General features: G+C 68.8%; 21 protein-coding genes. 12 read left to right on the forward strand and 9 right to left on the reverse strand.

What is annotated here, in order from left to right:
- The first annotated feature begins 34 nt into the window (after positions 1–34).
- A complete protein-coding gene (locus LQZ87_RS00660) occupies positions 35–799 on the forward strand; it encodes a siderophore-interacting protein (protein WP_230101518.1) in 765 nt (254 codons plus the stop codon).
- An 87-nt stretch (positions 800–886) separates the two neighbouring features.
- Here the strand turns inward: LQZ87_RS00660 and LQZ87_RS00665 are convergent, their stop codons facing one another.
- From LQZ87_RS00665 to sigJ, 3 genes are read right to left on the reverse strand one after another with little or no spacing between them, the layout of a single operon-like run.
- The gene (locus tag LQZ87_RS00665) at positions 887–2,347 is read right to left on the reverse strand and encodes an MFS transporter (protein WP_230101916.1); all 1,461 of its coding nucleotides are present in this window, start codon (positions 2,345–2,347) and stop codon (positions 887–889) included.
- A gap of 25 nt (positions 2,348–2,372) precedes the next feature.
- Entirely contained in the window at positions 2,373–3,707 is a 1,335-nt protein-coding gene (locus LQZ87_RS00670; RefSeq protein ID WP_230101519.1) for a M20/M25/M40 family metallo-hydrolase, read from the reverse strand.
- Positions 3,708–3,739: 32 nt separating this feature from the next.
- Positions 3,740–4,621, reverse strand: a complete 882-nt coding sequence (gene sigJ, locus LQZ87_RS00675) for an RNA polymerase sigma factor SigJ (protein ID WP_230101520.1) — start codon at positions 4,619–4,621, stop codon at positions 3,740–3,742.
- 112 nt (positions 4,622–4,733) lie between these two features.
- Here sigJ and LQZ87_RS00680 point away from each other — a divergent pair, with 112 nt between their 5' ends.
- From LQZ87_RS00680 to LQZ87_RS00695, 4 genes are read left to right on the forward strand one after another with little or no spacing between them, the layout of a single operon-like run.
- On the forward strand, positions 4,734–5,180 hold the full coding sequence (locus tag LQZ87_RS00680; protein ID WP_230101521.1) for a hypothetical protein: 447 nt from the start codon (positions 4,734–4,736) through the stop codon (positions 5,178–5,180).
- A complete protein-coding gene (locus tag LQZ87_RS00685; protein WP_230101522.1) occupies positions 5,177–5,923 on the forward strand; it encodes an NAD(P)H-binding protein in 747 nt (248 codons plus the stop codon). The genes LQZ87_RS00680 and LQZ87_RS00685 overlap by 4 nt, the downstream gene beginning before the upstream one ends.
- A 47-nt stretch (positions 5,924–5,970) precedes the next feature.
- Positions 5,971–6,987 carry an FUSC family protein gene (locus LQZ87_RS00690; RefSeq protein WP_230101523.1) on the forward strand — a complete coding sequence of 339 codons (1,017 nt, stop codon included), beginning with the start codon at positions 5,971–5,973 and terminating at the stop codon, positions 6,985–6,987.
- 39 nt (positions 6,988–7,026) lie between these two features.
- Positions 7,027–7,431, forward strand: a complete 405-nt coding sequence (locus LQZ87_RS00695) for a hypothetical protein (RefSeq protein ID WP_230101524.1) — start codon at positions 7,027–7,029, stop codon at positions 7,429–7,431.
- Here LQZ87_RS00695 and LQZ87_RS00700 read toward each other — a convergent pair.
- Complete coding sequence (locus tag LQZ87_RS00700; RefSeq protein WP_230101525.1) at positions 7,415–8,353, reverse strand: LysR family transcriptional regulator; 939 nt, start codon at positions 8,351–8,353, stop codon at positions 7,415–7,417. The genes LQZ87_RS00695 and LQZ87_RS00700 overlap by 17 nt on opposite strands.
- Positions 8,354–8,424: 71 nt before the next feature.
- On the opposite strand from LQZ87_RS00700, the gene LQZ87_RS00705 reads away from it, so the two are divergent.
- Both LQZ87_RS00705 and LQZ87_RS00710 read left to right on the forward strand, forming a co-directional pair.
- Positions 8,425–10,155 (forward strand): FAD-binding protein, encoded by a 1,731-nt coding sequence (locus LQZ87_RS00705; protein ID WP_230101526.1) that lies wholly within the window; start codon positions 8,425–8,427, stop codon positions 10,153–10,155.
- Positions 10,156–10,255: 100 nt separating this feature from the next.
- The gene (locus tag LQZ87_RS00710) at positions 10,256–10,681 is read left to right on the forward strand and encodes a VOC family protein (protein WP_230101917.1); all 426 of its coding nucleotides are present in this window, start codon (positions 10,256–10,258) and stop codon (positions 10,679–10,681) included.
- Positions 10,682–10,746: 65 nt separating this feature from the next.
- On the opposite strand, the gene LQZ87_RS00715 is transcribed toward LQZ87_RS00710, so the two are convergent.
- From LQZ87_RS00715 to LQZ87_RS00735, 5 genes are all read right to left on the reverse strand, one after another.
- Positions 10,747–11,544 carry an alpha/beta hydrolase gene (locus LQZ87_RS00715; RefSeq protein WP_230101527.1) on the reverse strand — a complete coding sequence of 266 codons (798 nt, stop codon included), beginning with the start codon at positions 11,542–11,544 and terminating at the stop codon, positions 10,747–10,749.
- A 62-nt stretch (positions 11,545–11,606) separates the two neighbouring features.
- Entirely contained in the window at positions 11,607–12,371 is a 765-nt protein-coding gene (locus LQZ87_RS00720; RefSeq protein WP_230101528.1) for an ABC transporter permease, read from the reverse strand.
- A 1-nt stretch (position 12,372) separates the two neighbouring features.
- Positions 12,373–13,131, reverse strand: coding sequence for an ABC transporter ATP-binding protein (locus LQZ87_RS00725; protein WP_230101529.1), 759 nt, complete (start codon positions 13,129–13,131; stop codon positions 12,373–12,375).
- Positions 13,128–13,505: a DUF1048 domain-containing protein gene (locus LQZ87_RS00730; RefSeq protein ID WP_230101530.1), complete on the reverse strand. Its 378-nt coding sequence runs from the start codon at positions 13,503–13,505 to the stop codon at positions 13,128–13,130. The genes LQZ87_RS00725 and LQZ87_RS00730 overlap by 4 nt, the downstream gene beginning before the upstream one ends.
- Positions 13,506–13,507: 2 nt before the next feature.
- Positions 13,508–13,855 (reverse strand): PadR family transcriptional regulator, encoded by a 348-nt coding sequence (locus tag LQZ87_RS00735; protein ID WP_230101531.1) that lies wholly within the window; start codon positions 13,853–13,855, stop codon positions 13,508–13,510.
- A 234-nt stretch (positions 13,856–14,089) separates the two neighbouring features.
- Here LQZ87_RS00735 and LQZ87_RS00740 point away from each other — a divergent pair, with 234 nt between their 5' ends.
- The 5 genes from LQZ87_RS00740 to hrpB all read left to right on the forward strand — a co-directional run bounded on the left by LQZ87_RS00740 (position 14,090) and on the right by hrpB (position 21,052).
- On the forward strand, positions 14,090–14,914 hold the full coding sequence (locus LQZ87_RS00740) for a phospholipase (RefSeq protein ID WP_230101532.1): 825 nt from the start codon (positions 14,090–14,092) through the stop codon (positions 14,912–14,914).
- 61 nt (positions 14,915–14,975) lie between these two features.
- On the forward strand, positions 14,976–15,941 hold the full coding sequence (locus tag LQZ87_RS00745) for a VOC family protein (protein ID WP_230101533.1): 966 nt from the start codon (positions 14,976–14,978) through the stop codon (positions 15,939–15,941).
- A gap of 212 nt (positions 15,942–16,153) precedes the next feature.
- On the forward strand, positions 16,154–16,582 hold the full coding sequence (locus LQZ87_RS00750; RefSeq protein ID WP_230101534.1) for a MarR family transcriptional regulator: 429 nt from the start codon (positions 16,154–16,156) through the stop codon (positions 16,580–16,582).
- Positions 16,583–16,678: 96 nt separating this feature from the next.
- Positions 16,679–18,322: an SPFH domain-containing protein gene (locus tag LQZ87_RS00755; RefSeq protein WP_230101535.1), complete on the forward strand. Its 1,644-nt coding sequence runs from the start codon at positions 16,679–16,681 to the stop codon at positions 18,320–18,322.
- A 162-nt stretch (positions 18,323–18,484) separates the two neighbouring features.
- On the forward strand, positions 18,485–21,052 hold the full coding sequence (gene hrpB, locus LQZ87_RS00760) for an ATP-dependent helicase HrpB (protein WP_230101536.1): 2,568 nt from the start codon (positions 18,485–18,487) through the stop codon (positions 21,050–21,052).
- The last annotated feature ends 43 nt before the right edge of the window (positions 21,053–21,095 follow it).

A 21,095-nucleotide genomic window follows, 5' to 3' on the forward strand; every position in this document is an offset into this window, starting at 1 on the left:
CTGAAGGGATCCGGAATCAGGCTAGCCTGAAATCATGGCCGATCCGAAATCGTCGTTCTCGCTCGAGCGCAAGATGCTCGCCCTCCAGTTCCGCGAGGTCGCCCTCGTCGCACGCGAGCAGCTCGCCCCGAACTATGTGCGCGTGCGGCTCGAAGGCGACGACCTCTTCGGCTTCGCTTCACTCGGCAGCGACGACCACATGCGGCTGTTCTTCCCTGATCGGATGCCGGATTCCATCGAGGAGCTTCGCGCCGCCCCGAGCCGCGAGTACACGCCGCTGGTCTGGGACGAGAACTGGCTCGAGGTGGAGTTCGCCGTTCACGGCGACGAGGGAATCGCCGCGCGCTGGGCCGCGACGGCTCCGATCGGATCCCGGATCGGCGTCGGTGGGCCACGAGGCTCCGCTGTGATCACCGGGACACCAGGGTCGTGGTTCCTCGCCGGCGACGAGACGGCGATCCCCGCGATTCGCCGGTTCGCGGCGCTGATCGGAGAGCAGCCGGCACGCGTCGTCATCGAGGTGCACGGCGCGGAGGACGAGATCGAGATCGACGCTCCGGTGAAGCCCGAATGGCTGCACCGCGGTGACGAGCCGGCCGGCTCCGCCCTGATCGCCTTCCTCGAGGGACTGGGTGAAGCGGATGCTGTCGGCTCGGACTCGTTCGTGTTCATCGCGGCCGAGCAGTCGGTGGTCAAGCCTGGCCGCGCCCTCCTCGCGCGCTGGGGCGTCGACACCGCCCACGCCGTCGTGAAGGGCTACTGGAAGCGCGGCGAGGCCGAGTACCACGCACCGCACTGAGTGCTGAGATTCCGCAGCCGACTTCGACTCGCTCCGCTCGCTCAGCGCGTGTCGTCCCGCTCCGTTCGCTCGACGCCCCGCCTCGCATCACACGACGGGCGTCACGTCCACCTCGGCGACCCGGTCGGTGAACGCCTGCTTCGGAACGAACAGCAGCAGCACCGCGGCGAGCAGCGCTGTCACGCCGCAGACGATCCAGACGGTGAAGTAGCCCGCCAGCGAACCCGCTGTCCCCTCGGCACCGCCTGAGGTCGAGGCAACCCCGTGCAGCAGCGCGATGCCGAACACGCACGAGGCGATCGCGCCACCGACCGTCTTCACCGAGTTGGTCAGTCCCGTCGCGACACCGGTCTGGGTCTCGGGAGCGGCGGACGCCGCGGCCGCCGGGAGAGCGGCGACCAGCGCACCGGATCCGAGCCCGACGATCACCATGTTGACGATGACCTGCAGATACGCATCGTGGAACGGCAGGAACAGCAGGAACCCGATCGCGACCAGCGCGGATGCTCCGATCAGGGTGACCCGGGGTGTCGCGGGCCGCGCGATCACGGGGAAAAGCAGCGCGCCGGCGATCATGCCGATCAGGTAGATGCCGATGATCAGCGAGGTCGCGAACCCCGTCGTTCCCAACCCGTAGCCGTACACCTCGGGGTCGGTCCGCGCGAACGTCGACAGCGGCGCCTGTGCGCCGAGCACGCTGACGCCGAACAGGCCAGCGGTCAGGAACACAGGGCCGAGCGCCGGCGAGCGGAACATCCGCACATCGATCAGCGGGTCGTCGTGGCGCAGCTCCCACAGCACGAACGGCACGATCAGCAGCAGCCCGAGCACGACGACGGCCCACGACCACGGGTTCACGAGTCCCCCGTCGAGTCGAAGCAGGCTGAGGCCTCCGGTGAAGCAGATCAGCGCCATCGAGATGAGCACGAGCCCCACGGTGTCGAGGACGCCGCCATTCTGCTCCGGCGACTCCTTCACCCCGAACAGGATCACGAAGAAGCACACGACGACCAGCAGCGCCGGGATGAGCAGCACGATCGTCAACGGCAGCACATCGATGAGCGCGCCGCCCAGCAGCGCGCCGAGGATCGCCCCGCCCTCGAGCGCTGCGACCAGGAGTCCCGCCGCCCGCGCCGTGATGACAGACCGCCCCTCCATCCGACGCGAGCGCGACCAGATCAGGGCGATCTCCAGAGGCAGCCAGACGACGTAGAACCCCATCAGCGTCCACGCGATCAAGAACACCCAGAACGAATCCGTGAACGGCAGCGCCAGCGCAGCGGCTGCGGTCAGGGCCGTGGAGATAAGCAGCATCCGCTTGTGGCCGACCATGTCGCCGAGTTTCGCGAATGCCGGAACGACCAGCGCCGAGAGCATAAGCTGCGTGCCCTCGAACCAGTTGACGTCGGCGTCGTGGATCTGCAGGTTACGCGCGATGTCGGACAGCATCGGCGTGTAATAGCCCTGCAGGACGCCGCTGGTGAACTCGACGAACGCGAGGAATCCGACGACGGCGGCGAGCGCGCCCAGGGTCGCGGTACGGGGCATCATTGCTCCATTCGGGTCAGGCGGGTCAGTCGAGGTGCTCGAGCAGAGCCCGGTGGAACATCTCGCCTCGCTCGAGCGTAGCGATCTCGACGCTCTCATCCACGCCATGAATCGCCGCGCGCTGCGCGTTCGACATCTCCAGCGGCGCGAACCGGTACACCGCGGGCGAGAACCGGTGGAAGTGACGCGAGTCGGTCGCCGCCATCATCACGTACGGGACGGGCCGCACGCCGGGGAAGGCCTCCTCCAGCGCGCGGCCGAGCAGCGCGAACTGCTCGTTGTCGGTCGGAGACTCCGGTGACGGCTCGCTGCCCTCGAGGACGTCGATCGAGACCAGCGGGTCACGGATACGGCGCCGCACACGTGCGACGGCGTCGTCGACGGTCTCGCCGAGTGCGATGCGCAGGTTCACGGTGGCGGATGCCTGGGAGGGGATGACGTTGGCCGCGGTTCCTCCTGACTGCATCGTGGGAGCGACCGTCGTCCTGACCATCGCCGCGGGCTCCCCGCCGAGCGCGGCGAAGATGCGGGCATTCAACGGCGGCACGGCCGCGAGCACCTTCAGCAGCAGCCGCGACGGCCCTGTCGCCTGCTCGGAGAACTGCGACAGCATCCGCGAGATCGCCTTCGGCGTGTGGGGCCGGAACGTGCCGGGGCCCAACCGATTCACGGCCCGTGCGATGCGGCGCACCGCGGTCAGAGCGGGCGGTGCCGACGCGTGCCCGCCGTCACCCCGCGCACTGAGGCGGAGCGTCAGCACGCCCTTCTCCCCCACGCCGATCATCGCCGCTCGTCCCTGCACGAACGACAGCGGAGCATCCACCACCGCCCCGCCCTCATCGACGACGAGCCACGGAACGAGCCCACGCTCCTGGAAGACCCGCGCGATCTCGACCGCTGCCGCCCCGAACGTCTCCTCGTTCCCGCCGAACGACAGGTACACGTCGCGCGCCGGCGTGAACCCGGCGGCGAGCAGGTTCTCGACGGCTTCGAGCACGACGATCAGCGGACCCTTGTCGTCGAGCGTCCCGCGGCCGTAGACCCGACCGTCAGCGATCGTGCCGGCGAACGGCGGGTGGGTCCACGGGTCGGACTCGTCGACGGGCACGACGTCGTAGTGCGCCATGAGCACGAGAGGCGCGGCATCCGATGCGCTCCTCCAGCGGAACAGCAGCCCGAGGTCCGTGTGACGCTCGAGCTCGAGATGCTCGTGCGTGAGCGGGTAGAGGTCGGCGATGAGCGAGACGAAGTCCTCGAACGGCTGCATCCCTCGCTGCTCGAGCTCGGCCGACACGGTCGGCAGCTGGATCATGCGTGAAAGGCGTTCGGCGATGCCGGGGCGTGCGACGACAGCGTGCATGGGCTCATGCTATCGGCGCGCTGTCGCCGCCCTCAGCGCCAGAGCGTGAGCTTGTCGGGGTTGCGGACGAGGTAGATCTCGGTGATCCTGTCGCCCGCGACATCGACCGAGATGACCGAGTCGGCACGGCCGTCGACACGCACGAGGAATGCCAATCCTTCTGGCGTCAGCGTCGGCTCGATGGTCGCCGTCGGCTCGAGGTGCGGAACGCCGAGCAGGAACCGTGCCACCCTGTCGGCTCCGAACACCGGGCGACGGGCAGCCGAGATCTTGCCGCCGCCGTCCGAGCGCAGCACGACGTCCGGATCCAGGATCCCGATGAGCGCGGCGAGGTCGCCCGTCGCCGTCGCCTCGGCGAAGGCGCGCGCAACGGCGTCGTGCTGCTCGCGCGAGGCGATGCCCGCGCGCCGTTCGCGGATGCGTCGACGCGCCTGCGATGCGAGCTGCCTGGTCGCGTCGGGGCTCCGTCCGACGGTCTCGGCTATCTCGGCGAACGGCACGGCGAAGACGTCGTGCAGCACGAACGCGACGCGTTCGGCCGGGGTGAGCGACTCCAGAACCACCAAGAGCGCCACGCTCACCGATTCGTCGAGCGTCACCCGGTCGAGCGGGTCGACCGGAACGGATGCCGCGATGGCCGACTCCCCCGGCACGGGCTCTGGCAGCCACTCGCCGACGTACCGTTCGCGTCGGGCTCGCGCGGAGCCGAGCAGATCGAGACACACCCGCCCGGCGACCCTGGTCAGCCAGGCCGCTGGATTGTCGATGCGGGCGCGCTCCTCCGCCGGCATCCGGTACCAGCGCAGGTAGGTCTCCTGCACGGCATCCTCAGCGTCGGCGACCGTGCCGAGCATCCGATAGCCGAGCGCGAGCAGCGTCCGCCGCTCCGCCTCGAGGTCGTCGATCGCGTCCATCCCGTCACATCCTCCCGCACTTCCTGCTTCCACGGCTACGACGACGCAGCAAGGGCGAATGTGAGGTCGCGGCTCACATTCGAGGCGCCTGCATCGTCGAAGAGGTATGAGCATGACGATCAGACGCATCCTGCTGGGAGTCACCGCAGCGATCGGCACGTTCGTCGGGTTGTGGGCCGCCGCGTGGCCGGCATCCTTCTACGACGCGTTCCCCGGTCTCGGGCGCATGTGGATCGCCGTGGACGGACCGTTCAACGAGCACCTGATCCGCGACGTCGGAGCGCTGTACCTCGCCTTGGCCGCAGCCAGCGTCGCTGCGGCGTTCACCCGAGGCCCCGAAGCCGGTCAAGTCGTCGGGGTGGCGTGGACCGTCTTCGGACTGCCGCACCTGATCTACCACGCCACCCAGTTCGGAGGCATGCCGTTCATCGACGTGATCGGCAACATCATCGGGCTCGGCGGGAGCCTTCTGCTCGGCATCGTGCTCATGCTCCCCGGCCCTCGCGCCGCACACCCCCAGTCCACGAGAATCGACAACGAGAAGGAGATCACCACATGAAGATCGCTATCGCAGGCGGAACAGGAGTCGTGGGCGCACCGACCGTCGACGCGGTGCGGGCAGCCGGGCATGACGCTGTGATCCTCACGCGCTCCCGGGGCGTCGACCTCCTCACCGGCGCCGGCCTTGATGCCGCCCTCGACGGAGTCGACGCCGTCATCGACACCGCGAACGTCTCGACCCTGAACGCGGATGCCGCGATCGCGTTCTTCACGACAGCGACGGGCAACCTGGTGCAGGCCGCCGAGCGCGCCGGCGTGCGACACCTCGTGCTGCTCTCGATCGTAGGGATCGACCGGATGCCGTACGACTACTACGCGGGCAAGGTCGCGCAGGAGAAGGTCGTGGAGTCGTCGCCGGTGCCGTGGACCATCCAGCGCGCCACGCAGTTCCACGAGTTCGCGGCGCAGATGTTCTCCGGCGCCAAGGTCGGTCCTCTGCATCTCGCCCCGCGGGCGCGCACCCAGCCGATCGCGGCTGCTGAGGTCGGCGAGCGTCTCGCCGACCTGGCATCCGGAACCCCGCAGGGACGCGCCCGCGATATCGCCGGACCGCGCGAGGAGGCCCTGGATGCCATGGTCAAGGCTTATGCGAACGCCATCGGCCATGGCGGCTGGGTTCCCTCGATCAGCATCCCGACCAAGCAGATGAAGGGGATGCGCGCTGGGCTGGCGCTGCCCGGCTCGGCTGCCGATCTCGGCACGCAGACCTTTGCGGAGTGGGTCGCCACGCAGCACCCCTGACGTCCAGGTCCCGACGTCCAGGTCGCGAGTCGCGAGAGAATGGACGGGTGAGCCTGTTCGCCTTCGCCCCACCCAGCGGCCCGCGGTGGCAGCTCGGCCTGCAGGCGGCGATCGGCATGGCTGTTCCCATCGCCGTGATGACCCTGCTGGGCGACCCGACGCTCGGCTACATCGCCGGTTCCGGCGCCTTCACCGTGCTGTTCGCAGGCGCGGCCCCTGTCGTCGATCGTGCCCGCGTGCTGCCGATCGTCGCTGCCGCCCTCATCGTGAGTGCTGCGCTCGGCGCGTTCGCCGGAGCCAGCAGCTGGCTGGTGACCATCGGCATCGTCGTGATCGCCCTCGTCGCCGCCGGGCTCTCGTTCGGCTTCCGGCTCGGCCCTCCGGGGCCGCTCTTCTTCGTGCTCGTGTTCGGGCTCTCCGCCCAGGTGACCGGCCACGCTGCGATCGCGCCGCTCACGTACACTGCCGCGATCGCCTCCGGCTGTCTGTTCTCGTACGTGGTCGCGATGTCGCCGCTGCTGATCCGACGCGTGCGAGCCCACCCTCCCCGTCCGCTGCGCGAGCTCTTGCCCGGCCCGGCCCTCGATGACGCGTCACGCCTGCTCCTGCTGCGGGTGGTCATCGTCGCGCTGCTCGGCGTGCTGATCGGCTTCTTCGTCGACCCCGCGCGCAGCTACTGGATCGTGGGCGCCGCGATCGCCGTGATCGGCGTCGCCGCCGACCGCCGCGCGGCTTTCCAGCGCGGCCTGCACCGGATGCTGGGCACCGTGCTCGGCGTCGGCGTGTACGCGCTGCTGGCGCTGCTGCATCCGCACGGACTCTGGATCGCCCTGCTGCTCGGCATCATGCAGTTCTCCGTTGAACTCGTCGTCGTGCGCCACTACGCGCTGGCGCTGACGATCATCACTCCCCTCGTGCTGCTGCTCACGGGCGCGGCGACCGGTCAGATCGGATCGATGGACGTGGCCTTCGAGCGGGTCGTCGACACCATCATCGGTGCGGCGCTCGGCGCGGCATCCGGTGTCCTGCATCCGAAAGAAGTCCCCGCAACGCGCCGGGACTGACTTAGGGTTGCGATCGTGAGGACGTCGATTCGGAGATGGATGCCACGCGCGATCGACGTCGTCGACGTGTTCGCGTACACGACAGTGCTCGCACTGTTCGTGGAGTTCGCACCCGACATCATCTCGGAGTCCTTCCTCGTGTCGTTCGTGACCGCCATCGTGCTGAAGCTCGTGCTCGAGCTCGCTGTGGCAGCGAAGACCCGCATCGTCAAGCGGATCCGAGCAGCTCAGAACCGACGTGGCCGGATCGTCAGCACGGCCGCTCTCATGCTCACCGCCGGTGCGAGCAAGTTCTTGATCCTGTGGCTCACTGACCTCGTGCTCGGCGACGCCGTCCACCTCGGCGGATTCCTGTCGGTCACTGTGCTCGTCATCGCGCTGATGCTCACGCGAGAGCTCGTGCGTCGCGCCGTGCGGCCGTCGTCGCTCACGACATCGGCGTGACCGGATGCAGCGTCTCCGGCGAGCGCGCCGCGAGGTAGTCGGCCGTACTCACGATCACCGCTCGCATCGCGGCGGCCGCGCGGGTCGGGTTCACGTCGCTCCGGTGGGCGAGGACGATGGTGCGCTCCAACTGCGGATCCGTCAGCCGCGCTGACCGCAGCGTCGGCCGATCAACGGGCACGGTTGCTGGTACGACGGCGACGCCGAGACCTCGTTCGACGAATCGCAGCACGGCATCCATCTCGGCGCCCTCGACCACGAGGGATGGCGTCAGCCCCGCAGCCTCGAACGCGGCATCCGTCGCCCCGCGCAGGTCGTAACTGTCGGCCAGGGCGACCAGCGGCAGCTGGGCCAGCCCCTCGAGGTCGATCGAGCCGTCGGTGATCGGCTGCGCATCCGCCGACGAGACCACGACCAGCTCCTCGGTGAGCAGCGGGGTGCGCACGAGCGCGGGGCCCGCGACCGGCTGCCCGTCCGACATCGTGACCAGGGCCATGTCGACGGCCCCACCGGCGAGCTGCTCGATCAGCAGGTTCGAGCCGCCCTCGACCAGCTGCAGCTCCACGCCAGGGTACGCGTCGTGGAATGCCCGCAGCACCTCGGCGACGAGACTGATGCACAGCGTCGGGGTGGCGCCGAGCCGAACGCGACCGCGCTGGAGCCCGGCGAGCTCGGCCATCTCGGAGCGAATGGCCTCGGCATCCGCCAGCATCCGGCGCGCACGGGGCAGCAGCGTCTCGCCGGCGGCCGTGAGTGAGATATTGCCGCGCGCACGATGGAACAGCTCAGCACCGAGCTCCTGCTCGAGGGTCGAGATCTGTCGACTGAGCGATGGCTGGGCGAGGTGCAGCTTCTCGGACGCGCGCGTGAAGTGCCCGAGTTCAGCGACCGCGACGAATCCCCTGAGCTGCTCCAAGTTCATGCCACCAGTCTATCGTGACTACGCGAACAATGCATTGGAGTTATCGGCTTCCGGTTCTTACCGTTGATCTCATGAGCACTCGCGAACGCCAGATCTCCACCACCGTCCTCGTCATCGGCACCGGCGGCTCGGGCCTCCGCGCCGCGATCGAGGTCGCCGAGCACGGCGTCGACGTCCTCGCGGTCGGGAAGCGGCCGCGGAACGACGCGCACACCTCGCTCGCCGCCGGCGGCATCAACGCCGCGCTGGGCACGATGGACGCCGACGACACGTGGCAGCAGCACGCCGCGGACACGATCAAGGAGAGCTACTTCCTCGCGAACCCGCACACGGTCGAGGTGGTCACGCAGGGCGCGGAGCGCGGCATCCGGGATCTCGAGCGCTGGGGCATGGACTTCGCCCGCGAGGACGACGGACGCATCTCGCAGCGCTTCTTCGGCGCGCACACGTTCCGGCGCACGGCTTTCGCCGGCGACTACACCGGTCTCGAGATCCAGCGCACCCTCGTGCGCCGCGCCGAGCAGCTCGATGTGCCGATCCTCGACGGCGTCTACATCACCCGCCTGCTCGTGCGCGATGGCGTCGTCTTCGGCGCCTACGGCTTCGACCAGGCCGACGGCACGCGCTACCTCATCCATGCGGATGCCGTGATCCTCGCCGCCGGCGGACACAACCGCATCTGGCGCCGCACGTCGTCGCGCCGAGACGAGAACACCGGCGACTCGTTCCGTCTGGCGGTCGAAGCAGGCGGCCGCCTGCGCGACCCGGAGCTCGTGCAGTTCCATCCGTCGGGCATCATCGAGCCGGAGAACGCGGCGGGCACGCTCATCTCCGAGGCCGCGCGCGGCGAGGGCGGCATCCTGCGTAACGCGCTCGGCGAGCGATTCATGGCGAAGTACGACCCGGAGCGGATGGAGCTGTCCACCCGCGACCGCGTGGCGCTGGCCGCGTACACCGAGATCAAGGAGGGGCGCGGAACCGAGAACGGTGGCGTCTGGCTCGACGTGTCGCACCTGCCGCGCGAGACGATCATGACCCGGCTGCCGCGGGTCTACCAGACCATGATGGAGCTGCAGATGCTCGACATCACCGTCGACCCGATCGAGATCGCCCCGACCGCGCACTACTCGATGGGCGGCGTGTGGGTCAGGCCGGACGACCACGGCACCGACGTCGACGGACTCTACGCGATCGGCGAGGCGTCCAGCGGCCTGCACGGCGCGAACCGCCTCGGCGGCAACTCGCTGATCGAGCTGCTCGTGTACGGCCGGATCGTCGGCCAGGCCGCGATGGCGCACGCCGCGGGTCTTGAGGCGCAGAACCGATCTGCGGATGCCGTGACCGCGGCTCGCGCCGAGATCGACGACCTGCTGGCCGCCGATGGCCGCGAGAACGTCCGCGCGCTGCAGCGCGCGATCCGCAACACCATGACCGAGCACGCCGGCGTCGTGCGCTCGGAGGAGGGTCTGCGCGCCGGGCTCGCGGAGCTCGAGGAGATCGAGGCCCGGATGCACGACGTCGGCATCCACCCCGACATCGCCGGATTCCAGGACCTCGCGCATGCGTTCGACCTGAAGGCCTCGGCGCTGGCCGCGCGGGCTACCCTCGAAGCTGCTCTCGAGCGCCGCGAGACACGTGGATGCCACAACCGCAGCGACTTCCCCGACGAGGACCCGACTCTGCGGGTGAACCTGGTGTGGTCGCCGAGCACGGGGGTGACGCGCGAGGAGATCCCGCCGGTGCCCGCCGAGATCATGGACCTCATCCGCGAGGTGTCCTCCGAGGGCAAGCTCGTCGAGTAGCGCGAACGCATCGCGGCGCGATCACGTTGCCGCAGAACCCATTGAGGATCGCGGATGCTGGGCGCACACTGGTTGCATCCGAGCACTCGACCAAGGAGCGATCGTGGCGAACCTCAACCCGTACCTGTCCTTCCGCGACTCCGCCCGTGAGGCGATGGAGTTCTATCAGAGCGTGCTCGGCGGCGACCTGGCCGTTAGCACGTTCGGCGAGATGCCCGACAGCGGCACAGCCGCGGGCGAGGAGAACCTGGTCATGCATGCGCAGCTGAATGCTCCGGGCGGGCTGGTGCTCATGGCATCCGACACCCCGACCGGCATGGAGTACCAGTCGCCGCAGGGCATCTCGGTCTCGCTGAGCGGCGGATCGGTCGACACGGACTATCTGCACCGCGCGTGGGACGGCCTCGTCGACGGCGGAACAACGGTCATGCCGCTGGATGCCGCGCCCTGGGGCGGCGAGTTCGGCATGCTCGTCGACCGCTTCGGCATCTCGTGGATGGTCGCGATCGAGGACTCGTTCGCCTGAACACTTCCCCGCGTCCCGATGCGGGAATGTTTTCGTCGGTTCTGGACGCTCAGAACCGACCGGAATCATCTCGCATCGCCCCGGGGCGCGGCATCCACGCGAGCGAGCCAGTCCGTGACAAGCGCTGCGACCAACGCCGGCCGCTCAAGGGGCACGTTGTGACCACCGGCATCCACAATCGCGAACGTCCCCCGCGAGTAATGCGCGCGAAGCGCGAGTCCGTCCTCGAACCCGGTGACCTGATCCTGCCGGCCGAATACATGCAGCGACGGCGCGTCGAAAGGCTCTGGATGCGCCGCCTCCGGCTCACGATCGAGGGCGTACGAAGACGCGATCTTGGCGAGAAGGCGCACGTCGGCAGCGCGAGCCGCCGGAGCGATCGACTCAGCAAAAATACGAGCAGAGTCCACGGACTGCACGACGGCGATCTCGGCATAGTCGTCGGCGGCATCGCCTGCGGCACGCCGCGCTTCGTCATCCTCGAACAGAATCTCCCGCGGAGGCAGCATCCGATCCGCGGCATAGGGAACGAAAGCGCCGACAAGTGTGGCGAGCCCGCGCACCTGCGAGCGCAGCTCGTGCGCGACGTAGCGGGCGAGCATCCCGCCGAACGAGTTCCCCAGGATTGCGAAGGGCTCGTCGCCGAGCCGACCTCGCAGCTCTGCGACCAGCACATCGGCCACCGCCTGGGTGCTGGCCGGAGCATCCGGAGCGACGGGCGGTACCCAGGGAAGGTCGACATAAATGCGGCGCCACCCGGCGGAAGCCACGGCCGCGTCGAGCGGCAGCACCACCCGATGATCGACGCCGAATCCGTGGACCAGTACTAGAGGCGCCCCATCGCCGATCTCCTGAACGATCACGTGCCCACCCTACGGGCCTGATACGTCGATGCGAGAAGGGTCGGGCGGGCGACGCCCGCGCTTCAGCGCAGCTTCTTGCGATACACCGCCACCGCGAACGCATAGGCGACGACCAGGATGCCGACGAGCCAGCCCAGCGCGATCCAGATGTCGCCGCCCACCGGCTGCCCGGCGAACAGCGCGCGGATCGTGTTGACGATCGAGGTGACCGGCTGGTGCTCGGCGAACCAGGCGACCGGCCCCGGCATGGATGCCGTCGGGACGAACGCCGAGCTGATGAACGGCAGGAAGATGAGGGGGTAGCTGAATGCGCTCGCGCCGTCGACGGTCTTCGCCGACAGCCCGGCGATCACCGCCAGCCAGGTCAGTGCCAGCGTGAACAGCAGCAGGATGCCGGCGATGCCGAGCCATGCGCCGAACGACGCTCCTGTGCGGAACCCCATGGCGAACGCCACGCCGATCACGATCGCGACCGACAGCATGTTCGCCACGGCCGACGTGAGCACGTGCGCCCACAGCACGCTCGAGCGCGCGATCGGCATCGACTGGAACCGTTCGAAGATCCCACCCTGCATGTCGAGGAACAGCCGGTAGGCCGTGTACGCGATGCCAGAGGCGACCGTGATGAGCAGGATGCCGGGGAGCATGTAGTCGATGTACGCGCCGTTGCCCCCGGTGTCGATCGCGCCGCCGAACACCCACACGAACAGCATGAGCAGGGCGATCGGTGTGATCGCGGTGGTGATGATCGTGTCGGGGCTGCGCAGGATGTGGCGCAGCGAGCGCCCGGTGAGAACGCGGGTGTCGCTGAGGACGTGACTGGTCATCTCAGTTCCCTTCTGCAGCAGACGGGCCGACCAGGGCGAGGAAGACGTCTTCGAGGCTCGGTTGCTTCTCGATGTATTCGACTTCGGCGGCCGGCAGCAGCTTCTTGAGCTCTGCGAGCGTGCCGTTCTGAATGATCGTGCCCTCGTGGAGGATCGCGATCCGGTCGGCGAGTTGTTCGGCCTCGTCGAGGTACTGCGTCGTGAGCAGCACCGCGGTGCCGGCATCCGCCAGGTCCCGCACCGTCTGCCACACCTCGATGCGCGACTGCGGGTCAAGACCCGTGGTCGGCTCATCCAGGAAGATGATCGACGGACGACCGACCAGGCTCATGGCGATGTCGAGGCGGCGGCGCATACCGCCGGAGTAGGTGCCGGCGCGTCGGCCGCCGGCATCCGTCAGCGAGAAGCGCGCGAGCATGTCGTCGGCGATCCCGCCCGGGTCCGCGAGGTGGCGCAGCTTCGCGACGAGCACGAGGTTCTCACGCCCGGTGAGCACCTCGTCGACCGCGGCGAACTGCCCGGTGAGGCTGATCGACTCGCGGACGTCGCCAGGAGCTGCGGCGACGTCATGGCCGTCGACGGTCGCGGTGCCGCCATCCGCCTTGAGCAGGGTCGACAGAATACGGACGAGTGTCGTCTTTCCGGCGCCGTTCGAGCCGAGGAGAGCGAAGATCGACCCCGCCTCGACCTCGAAGTCGACGCCGCGCAGGACCTGGACGTCCTTGAACGACTTCGTGATGCCGTGTGCTGTGATCATCATTGCTCTCGCTCCGGGTCTTCGGCGACGGCCGCGTCGATGGCGTCGGCGAGGCGCTTGCGCTCCTTGTCGACCCAGTGCTTGCCCGCGTACGCCTGGGCGAAGGTGTCGGCGAACTCGGAGGGGTCGTCCCCCACGATCTCGCGTACCGGCGTGCCGTCGGCGGCCGCCTGCTCCCACAGGTCGGCGAAGTCGTCGAACATGTGGATCAGAGTCTCGCCGTCTACGATTCCGCCGGATGCCATCAGGTAGCGGTGCAGCGCCATCGCCGTGGCGCGATAGGGGGCGGGCAGGGCGTCGATGCGCGCCATGCTCTGCTTGTACTTCTTCTTCTGCTCGAGCGATCCGGTGAGCGCTTCGATCCACTTTGCAGCCATTGTCAGTCTCCTTGGTCGGTGGGGTTGTGAGTGCCGTGGAGGTGTTCGATGCGCTCGGCGAGGAAGCTCCACGTCTTCCAGAACTCGCCGAGTTGAATGCGGCCCTGCCTGTTCAGCGAGTACACCTTGCGGGGCGGACCCTTCTCAGACGGAACCTTCTTGACGTCCACGAACCCGCGCTGCTCGATCCGCACGAGAAGCGCGTACACGGTGCCCTCGACGAGGTCGGTGAACCCCTCATCGCGCAGTCGCGCCGTGATCTCGTAGCCGTATGCAGGGCGATCGGCGAGGATCGCGAGCACGATGCCCTCGAGCGTGCCCTTGAGCATCTCGGTCATCTGGTTGGCCATCGCCCCTCCTTCTACTCAGTGTTGTTGAGTACCAGTAGAAAGTAACACTAGGTACTGGTACTTGGCAACACCGAGTACTGAAGTTCGCGGAACCCGCTCACACCGCGCATTCAGGCCCCACGGAGGTCTCGCACAGGCTCCGTGATACAGAATCGTTACCTTGTGCGCTCGACCCGAGGGCGCACCTGCCGCCCCGAAGCGGCTCAGCTACGTCAAAGGATCGTTACGTTCGTCATGCCTGAAACCCGACTCGCCACCCGTGCCCGCCGCCGAACCGTTCGCACCCACCGCCGCATCGTCGCACTCACCCTCGTCGCCGGGGCCGCTCTCGGTCTCGTCGCGACGGCCGGACTGACCTCCGCAGCCCCCGCGACCGCCGACGTGACCGGACGAGCAGCCGTCATCGATCGGGGCGAGCTTCGTGCCGAGCTGGCCGCAGCCGAGAGCGCCCTCGAGTCGGCCGATGCCGCCCTGACAACGGCCGCTGACACCTCGGCCAAGGTCGAGGACTCCGGCTTCGACATCGACGCCGACATCGATACGAGCAGCCTCGAGAACTCCGTCGCCGCCCTGTCGGACGAGGACGCGATCGGCTTCGTCCGCTCGATGCTCACCGAATCGACCACCGTGCAGAGCAAGCTCGTCACGGCCCAGACCACGGCGCTCCAGGCGAGCCTGGACGACGCGGTCGCCGAGAAGAAGGCCGAGGAGGCCGCCGCAGCGAAGGCAGCAGCCATCGCCGCGGCGAACACCCCTGACGGCGCGCGGAACGCCGCCGCTCTGATCGCCGCCGAGGACTTCGGCTGGGGTGCGGACCAGTTCTCCTGCCTGAACTCGCTGTGGACCAAGGAGTCGGGCTGGAACTACCAGGCCTACAACCCGAACGGTGGAGCGACCGGCATCCCGCAGGCGCTCCCCGGCAGCAAGATGGCCAGCGCCGGATCCGACTGGCAGACCAACGCCACCACGCAGATCCGCTGGGGCCTGGACTACATCCAGCGCGCCTACGGCACCCCGTGCTCGGCGTGGGGCCACTCGCAGGCCGTCAACTGGTACTGATCCGGCGATTCATTTTTGTTGCCGCGGGAACAAAAATGAATCGAAGGCTGTTTCCCGTGGTGTGACCTCATCTCCACGCCGCTCTCTGTCAACGACCGCCCGCTGGACGATCGGCGCCGGAGCCCTCGTGCTCATCGTCGCCGTCGTCGGGATCTGGTGGGCGATGTCCGGCCGCTCCGCCGAATCGACGCCGGATGCCGGCATCCTCCCGGCCGACACCGCGATGGGCGTCGTCACGATCGCGGCGCGCGATCTCGACACCATGACCACGTACTACCGTGACGTCATCGGACTGACGGTTCTCGAGGAGTCCGACGGCCTGGCCGTCCTCGGGCTCGAGGATCCCCTGATCCGCCTGGAGAGCACTGATGCCGTATCCGATGATCCGCGCAGCGCGGGCCTGTATCACTCGGCGATCCTGTACGCGGATGCGGCCTCGCTGGCACGGACGCTGGTGAACGTCGCAGAGCGCGCTCCCGAATCGTTCCAGGGCAGCTCCGACCATGCCGTCAGCCTCGCCTTCTACGTGGGCGATCCGGAGGGCAATGGTGTCGAGCTGTACATCGATCGCCCGCGAGACGAGTGGGTGTGGGAGGACGGCCGGGTCGTCATGGGCAGCGCGATACTCGACCCGAATCAGTTCATCAACGAGAACCTCGAGGGCGACGCCTCAGGTGTCGCGACGATGGGGCATGTGCACCTGCGCGTGGGCGACCTCGACAGCGCACGCGACTTCTACTCGGATGTGCTCGGTTTCGACGTCACGGCCGAGTCCGATGGCGCCGTCTTCTACTCGGCCGGCGGATACCATCACCACCTCGCGACGAACACGTGGCAGAGCGCCGGAGCCGGAGAACGGCCCGAGAGCGCTGGACTGCGCGGGATCACGGTCGCCGTCCCCTCGGCATCCGACCTCAATGATCTCGTGACGCGCCTGACGGATGCCGGGATCGAGCACACGGCGTCGGACGCCGACGTCATCACGGCTGATCCGTGGGGCAACGCGGTGCGGTTCGTGTTGGGCTGACACCGGCCCTTGCACGGCCCGATCGCGCAGCCTGGCAAAGTTTCCGTGACCAAACCGTTGCATTCGTTACCTCGCCGTTATACAGTTATCGCACGGTGAATGTTTGCTGTGGCATCCACCGCATGTGATTGCAGGACACTCTTGGTGCAAGGGACAAGGGCCGGTCGGAAGCCTCTCCGACCGGCCCTTCACCGTTCCGTTACTCTGTATCCATGACAGACCGGAAGCTCGCGCTCGAAGCGTGGGAGGGCCTGTTCCGCGCCCAGCACGAACTGTTCACCGCGATGAGTGCGGACTTCGAGAACACCCCGATCTCCCAGGCCGAGTACGACGTGCTGCTCACGGTCACGCGCGCACCCGAGATGACCGCGCGCCTCAGAGATGTCACCACGCACATGCTCATCAGCCAGCCCAGCGTCTCCCGGCTCGTCGACCGCATGGTGGCGCGCGGACTGATCACCAAGACCGGCGACCCCACCGACGGACGCGGTGCCGTGCTGAAGGCGACGGATGCCGGCGCACGGGCCTTCCGCGAGGTCGCGACGGTTCACAGCCGCTCGATCGCGGAGAGCATGCGCGCTCTCGACGAGGACGAGCTGCGTCAGCTGCGCACTCTGACCGACAAGCTCCGCGGGCGCTGAGCACACAACACCGAATCCCTCGACGCCGAACATGCCATCTCTGGCATAGTCGGGTGTGCACGCTCACCGGGAGCGCGTCACACAGGGGGTAGTCACATGGAGATCGCCGGACTCGTCGGCATTCTGGTTCTCGTCGGCATCGCGGTCGTCGTCCTGATCGTCATCGGTCTGGTGGTGCTGCTGTTCGCACGCAGCTGGATCAAGGTCGCCCGAGCCGATGAGGCGCTGGTCATCTCGGGGCGAAAGCAGAAAGTGCAGCGCGCAGTCATCAACGCGGATGGCAGCAGCAGCTCGGAGATCGTCGACTCCCCCGTCACCGTCATCGTCAACGGCAAGTCCCTGGTCAACCCGATCACCCAGCGCCACGAGATCATCTCGCTTCGTTCGCGTCAGGTCTCGCTGAACGCCGAGGCGCAATCGCTCGACAGCGTGACGCTGAACGTCGACGGCGTTGCGATCGTGAAGATCGGCTCCGATCCCCTCTACGTGCGCCGTGCGGCCGAACGCTTCGCCTCCCAGGACAAGGCCATCGAACAGTTCACCACCGAGCAGCTCGAGGGTGCTCTCCGCGGCATCGTCGCGACCCTCTCGGTCGTCGAGCTCATGCGCGAGCGCAAGAAGTTCTCCGACCAGATCGCCGCCGACGTCTCGCAGGAGCTGGCCGAGCAGGGCCTGATCCTGGACTCGTTCCAGATCAAGGGCATCACCGACAAGGTCGGCTACATCCAGTCGCTGGGTGCACCAGAGATCCAGTCGAAGCGCCAGGCGGCCGAGATCTCGCAGACCAATGCCGACCGCGCGATCAACCAGAAGAACATCGCCAACCAGGAGTCGAACCTGGTCGAACAGACCGCGCTCGACACCAACACCGCGAACGCCAACGCGGGCATCGGTCGCGCACGGGCCGAGGCCGAACAGGCCGAGCACCTGGCCCGCGCACAGGCTGAGCAGGCCGTTCTGCAGCAGAACGCCGAGAACCGCCAGGCCCAACTGGATGCCGACGTCAAGCGCGTCGCGGACGCCCAGAAGTACGAGGCCGAGACCCGCGCGCAGGCCGACCTCTACACCCGCGAACGCGCTGCAGAGGCTGCAGCGATCGAGCAGGTCAAGCAGGCCGAGGCCCGCACCCGCATCGCCGAGCAGCAGGCAGAGGCCGACCGCGCCCGCGCGGCAGGTGAGGCAGCCGCCGCCGAGGCGAAGGCCACGGGTGAGGCCAACGCCCTGCGTGCGCTCGCCGACGCCGAGGCCGAAGCCCGTCGCCTGCGCGCCAGCGCCGAGGCAGACGCCATCCGCGCCGAGGGTGAAGCTCGCGCGGCCGCCGTTGAGGCCGAAGCGAAGGCCATCGCATCCAACCAGGAGGCGTTCCTCTCGCAGCGCGTGCTCGACGTGCTCCCCACGATCATGGGCGAGTTCGCGAAGGGCTACGCCACGATCGGCAGCGTCTCGATCATCGGCGGGTCCGGCGAGGACGGAGCGTCGAACGTCGTCGGCGCCGACAGTGCGAAGGCCCTGAAGTCCGTATTCGACAGCGTGAGCTCGGCCACGGGTCTCGACCTCGCCGCGATCATCCAGGGTCAGGCGGTCGGACAAGGCATCGGCGCGGGCATCGCGAAGACGCAGGCGTCAGCACAGGCATCCGCTCCCGCAGCAGCGACGGCCACGGCGCCGGCGAAGCGTGCCAGCGCGAAGAAGGCGGAGGCGTCGGATGCCGTCAGTGCTGAGGATGCAGCCGGCGAGTAGGGCTTCGACTCGCTGACGCTCGCTCAGCCCGTTTCGTCTTCGGGCTTCGCCCTCCGCTCAACGACCCACGACCAGAGCAGCCGCGGGCCGTTGAGCGACCGGAGCGAGACGACCCACGACCAGAGCAGCCGCGGGCCGGGCGCCATGCTCGATGATGGAACAGTGAAGAGCGGTTCGTTCGACCTCGCCCGCATCGGCGACGGCCTCGCGTTCGCCGCTGCGCTCGGCGACCTCAGCGCAGCTCTCGATCGCAACGCGGCCGTCGTCGTGAGCGCCCCACCGGGAACGGGCAAGACGACCCTCGTGCCGCCGGTTCTCGCGAACCGGACCGCTGGCCGAGTGATCGTGACGCAGCCCCGCCGGGTCGCCGCGCGGGCAGCCGCTCGACGCCTCGCGCAGCTCGACGGATCCGCGCTCGGCACCCGAGTGGGTTTCACGGTGCGGGGCGAGCGCCAGGTCGATGCCTCCACGCGCATCGAGTTCGTCACCGCCGGCGTTCTGCTGCGCCGACTGCTCTCGGATCCGGGGCTGGACGGCGTGGGCGCCGTCATCATCGACGAGGTGCATGAGCGCGCGCTCGAGACAGACCTGCTGGTCGGCCTCCTCGGGGAGGTCGGGGAGCTCCGCGACGACCTGGTGCTCGTCGCCATGTCGGCGACGCTCGATGCCGACAAGGTCGCCGGTGTGCTGGGGACGGACGATGCCCCCGCCCCGATCGTCACCCAGACGGTCCCGGCCCATCCGCTCGAGGAGCGCTGGGCTCCGAGCCCGGCGGAGAGACTCGATGAACGCGGTGTCACCCGGGGCTTTCTCGATCACGTCGCTGCAGTCACGGCATCCGCTGCCCGGGAACTGTTCCGCACCGACTCCGCGGCCGACGTCCTGGTCTTCGCCCCGGGCGCGCGAGAGGTGTCGGAGATCGCCCGACGCCTCACGCAGACCGCACAGGGCGTCGATGTCCGCGAGCTGCACGGTCAGCTGCCGGCGGCCGAGCAGGATGCCGTGATCCGCGGCCGGGGCGCGAAAGAGCCGCCGCGCATCGTCGTCACAACGTCGCTCGCGGAGTCCTCGCTCACCGTCCCCGGCGTGCGGCTCGTGGTGGACACCTGCCTGTCGCGGTACCCGCAACGCGATTCGGCCCGCAGCATGACCGGTCTGGTCACGGGGTCGACGTCACGCGCTTCGGCCGTCCAGCGCGCCGGCCGCGCGACGCGACAGGGCCCTGGGGCGGTCATCCGCTGCGTCGATGAGCGCACGTTCGCCGCCTCGCCTGCTCGCCCTGCGCCCGAGATCGCGACGACCGACCTGGCCGATGCGGCCCTGCTGCTCGCCTGCTGGGGCGCGCCGGGCGGCATCGGGTTGCGGCTCCTCGACCCGTTGCCCGCTGAGAGCCTGAGCGACGCCGTCTCGGTGCTCCACGATCTGGGTGCGACCGACGAGGACGGCCGCGTGACGCCGGAGGGTCGTGAGCTCGCCCGAATCCCTACCGACCCCCGGCTCGCACGTGCGCTGCGCGACGGCGCTCGATTGGTCGGGTCGCGGTTCGCCGCCGAGGTCGTCGCGCTGATCGGCGGCGAGATCCGGATCACGGGCGGGGACATCGGCGCAGCCCTCCTCGCTCTGCGGGATGCGCGATCCGCTGATTCGCACCGCTGGTCGCGGGAGGTGACGCGTCTGTTGCGTTCGAGCCCGGCCACGGGCGGGGAAAGTGCGCGGCCGAGCTCTGACGATGCCGGCCTGATCGTCGCCCTCGCCTTCCCGAACCGGATCGCCAGGCGCGTCGATCGTTCGGTGCACGGGGCGACGTTCCTGCTGGCATCCGGAACCCGTGCCGGCGTCAGCGGTCCGCTCGCGGACGCCGAATGGCTGGCCGTCGCCGACGTCGCTCGCGCCCAGGGACGAGCCGCCGAGGGAACAGGCGCGATCATCCGAGCGGCCGCCGCGATCATGGAGAGCCAGGTCGAGCGGGCCGCAGACCACCTGATGACCGACCGCATCGAGGCCGAGTTCGTGGACGGTCGTGTCATCGCCCGACGCGAACGGCGCATCGGGGCGATCGTGCGCTCGTCCGTCCCCGTGCGCGCGCAGGCCGACGGCGGCGGCCGCGCCGCCGTGCGCCGCGCCCTGACCGAGCGCGGACTCGACGTGTTCACGTGGTCGGATGCCGCGGACGGACTCCGCCGCCGTCTCGCCCTGCTCCATCGCGAACTCGGGATGCCGTGGCCGGACATGTCCGATGCCGCACTGCTCGATCAGCTCGACGCGTGGCTCGGTCCCGAGCTCGATGCGCTGGCAGCGGGCACTCCGGCTGCGCGGATCGACCTCGCATCAGCGCTGCAGCGACTGCTGCCGTGGCCGGCGGCGGCGGACCTCGGTGCGCTGGCGCCGGAGCGGCTGGAGGTGCCGAGCGGCTCGCGCGTCCGCATCGCATACCCGCCGGCCGACGATCCGACCGGGCGACCGGTCGTGGCGGTGAAGCTGCAGGAGTGCTTCGGCTGGGCGGAGACGCCGCGGCTGGCCGGCCGTCGCGTCCCCGTGCTCTTCCACCTGCTCTCGCCTGCCGGGCGACCGCTCGCCGTCACCGACGATCTGGCCTCGTTCTGGTCAGGCCCGTACGCGCAGGTTCGCGCGGAGATGCGCGGTCGCTACCCGAAGCACCCCTGGCCGGAGGACCCATGGGCGGCGGCACCTACCAGGCATACGAAACGGCGAGACGCTTCGGCTCGCTGACGCTCGCTCAGCGCGTTTCGTCTCGCTGCGCTCGCTCAACGAC

This window comes from Microbacterium sp. Bi121 (genome assembly GCF_918698005.1).
Classification (GTDB): Bacteria; Actinomycetota; Actinomycetes; order Actinomycetales; family Microbacteriaceae; genus Microbacterium.

Excerpts from the sequence above, each read along its gene's own strand:
- LQZ87_RS00705 (WP_230101526.1), top strand. The coding sequence starts at position 8,425 with ATGAGCACTCGCGAACGCCAGATCTCCACCACCGTCCTCGTCATCGGC.
- LQZ87_RS00660 (WP_230101518.1), top strand. The coding sequence starts at position 35 with ATGGCCGATCCGAAATCGTCGTTCTCGCTCGAGCGCAAGATGCTCGCC.
- LQZ87_RS00685 (WP_230101522.1), top strand. The coding sequence starts at position 5,177 with ATGAAGATCGCTATCGCAGGCGGAACAGGAGTCGTGGGCGCACCGACC.
- LQZ87_RS00695 (WP_230101524.1), top strand. The coding sequence starts at position 7,027 with ATGCCACGCGCGATCGACGTCGTCGACGTGTTCGCGTACACGACAGTG.
- LQZ87_RS00730 (WP_230101530.1), bottom strand. The coding sequence starts at position 13,505 with ATGGCTGCAAAGTGGATCGAAGCGCTCACCGGATCGCTCGAGCAGAAG.
- LQZ87_RS00680 (WP_230101521.1), top strand. The coding sequence starts at position 4,734 with ATGACGATCAGACGCATCCTGCTGGGAGTCACCGCAGCGATCGGCACG.
- LQZ87_RS00750 (WP_230101534.1), top strand. The coding sequence starts at position 16,154 with ATGACAGACCGGAAGCTCGCGCTCGAAGCGTGGGAGGGCCTGTTCCGC.
- LQZ87_RS00725 (WP_230101529.1), bottom strand. The coding sequence starts at position 13,131 with ATGATGATCACAGCACACGGCATCACGAAGTCGTTCAAGGACGTCCAG.
- LQZ87_RS00720 (WP_230101528.1), bottom strand. The coding sequence starts at position 12,371 with ATGACCAGTCACGTCCTCAGCGACACCCGCGTTCTCACCGGGCGCTCG.
- sigJ (WP_230101520.1), bottom strand. The coding sequence starts at position 4,621 with ATGGACGCGATCGACGACCTCGAGGCGGAGCGGCGGACGCTGCTCGCG.
- LQZ87_RS00665 (WP_230101916.1), bottom strand. The coding sequence starts at position 2,347 with ATGCCCCGTACCGCGACCCTGGGCGCGCTCGCCGCCGTCGTCGGATTC.
- LQZ87_RS00700 (WP_230101525.1), bottom strand. The coding sequence starts at position 8,353 with ATGAACTTGGAGCAGCTCAGGGGATTCGTCGCGGTCGCTGAACTCGGG.
- LQZ87_RS00740 (WP_230101532.1), top strand. The coding sequence starts at position 14,090 with ATGCCTGAAACCCGACTCGCCACCCGTGCCCGCCGCCGAACCGTTCGC.
- LQZ87_RS00755 (WP_230101535.1), top strand. The coding sequence starts at position 16,679 with ATGGAGATCGCCGGACTCGTCGGCATTCTGGTTCTCGTCGGCATCGCG.
- LQZ87_RS00735 (WP_230101531.1), bottom strand. The coding sequence starts at position 13,855 with ATGGCCAACCAGATGACCGAGATGCTCAAGGGCACGCTCGAGGGCATC.
- LQZ87_RS00670 (WP_230101519.1), bottom strand. The coding sequence starts at position 3,707 with ATGCACGCTGTCGTCGCACGCCCCGGCATCGCCGAACGCCTTTCACGC.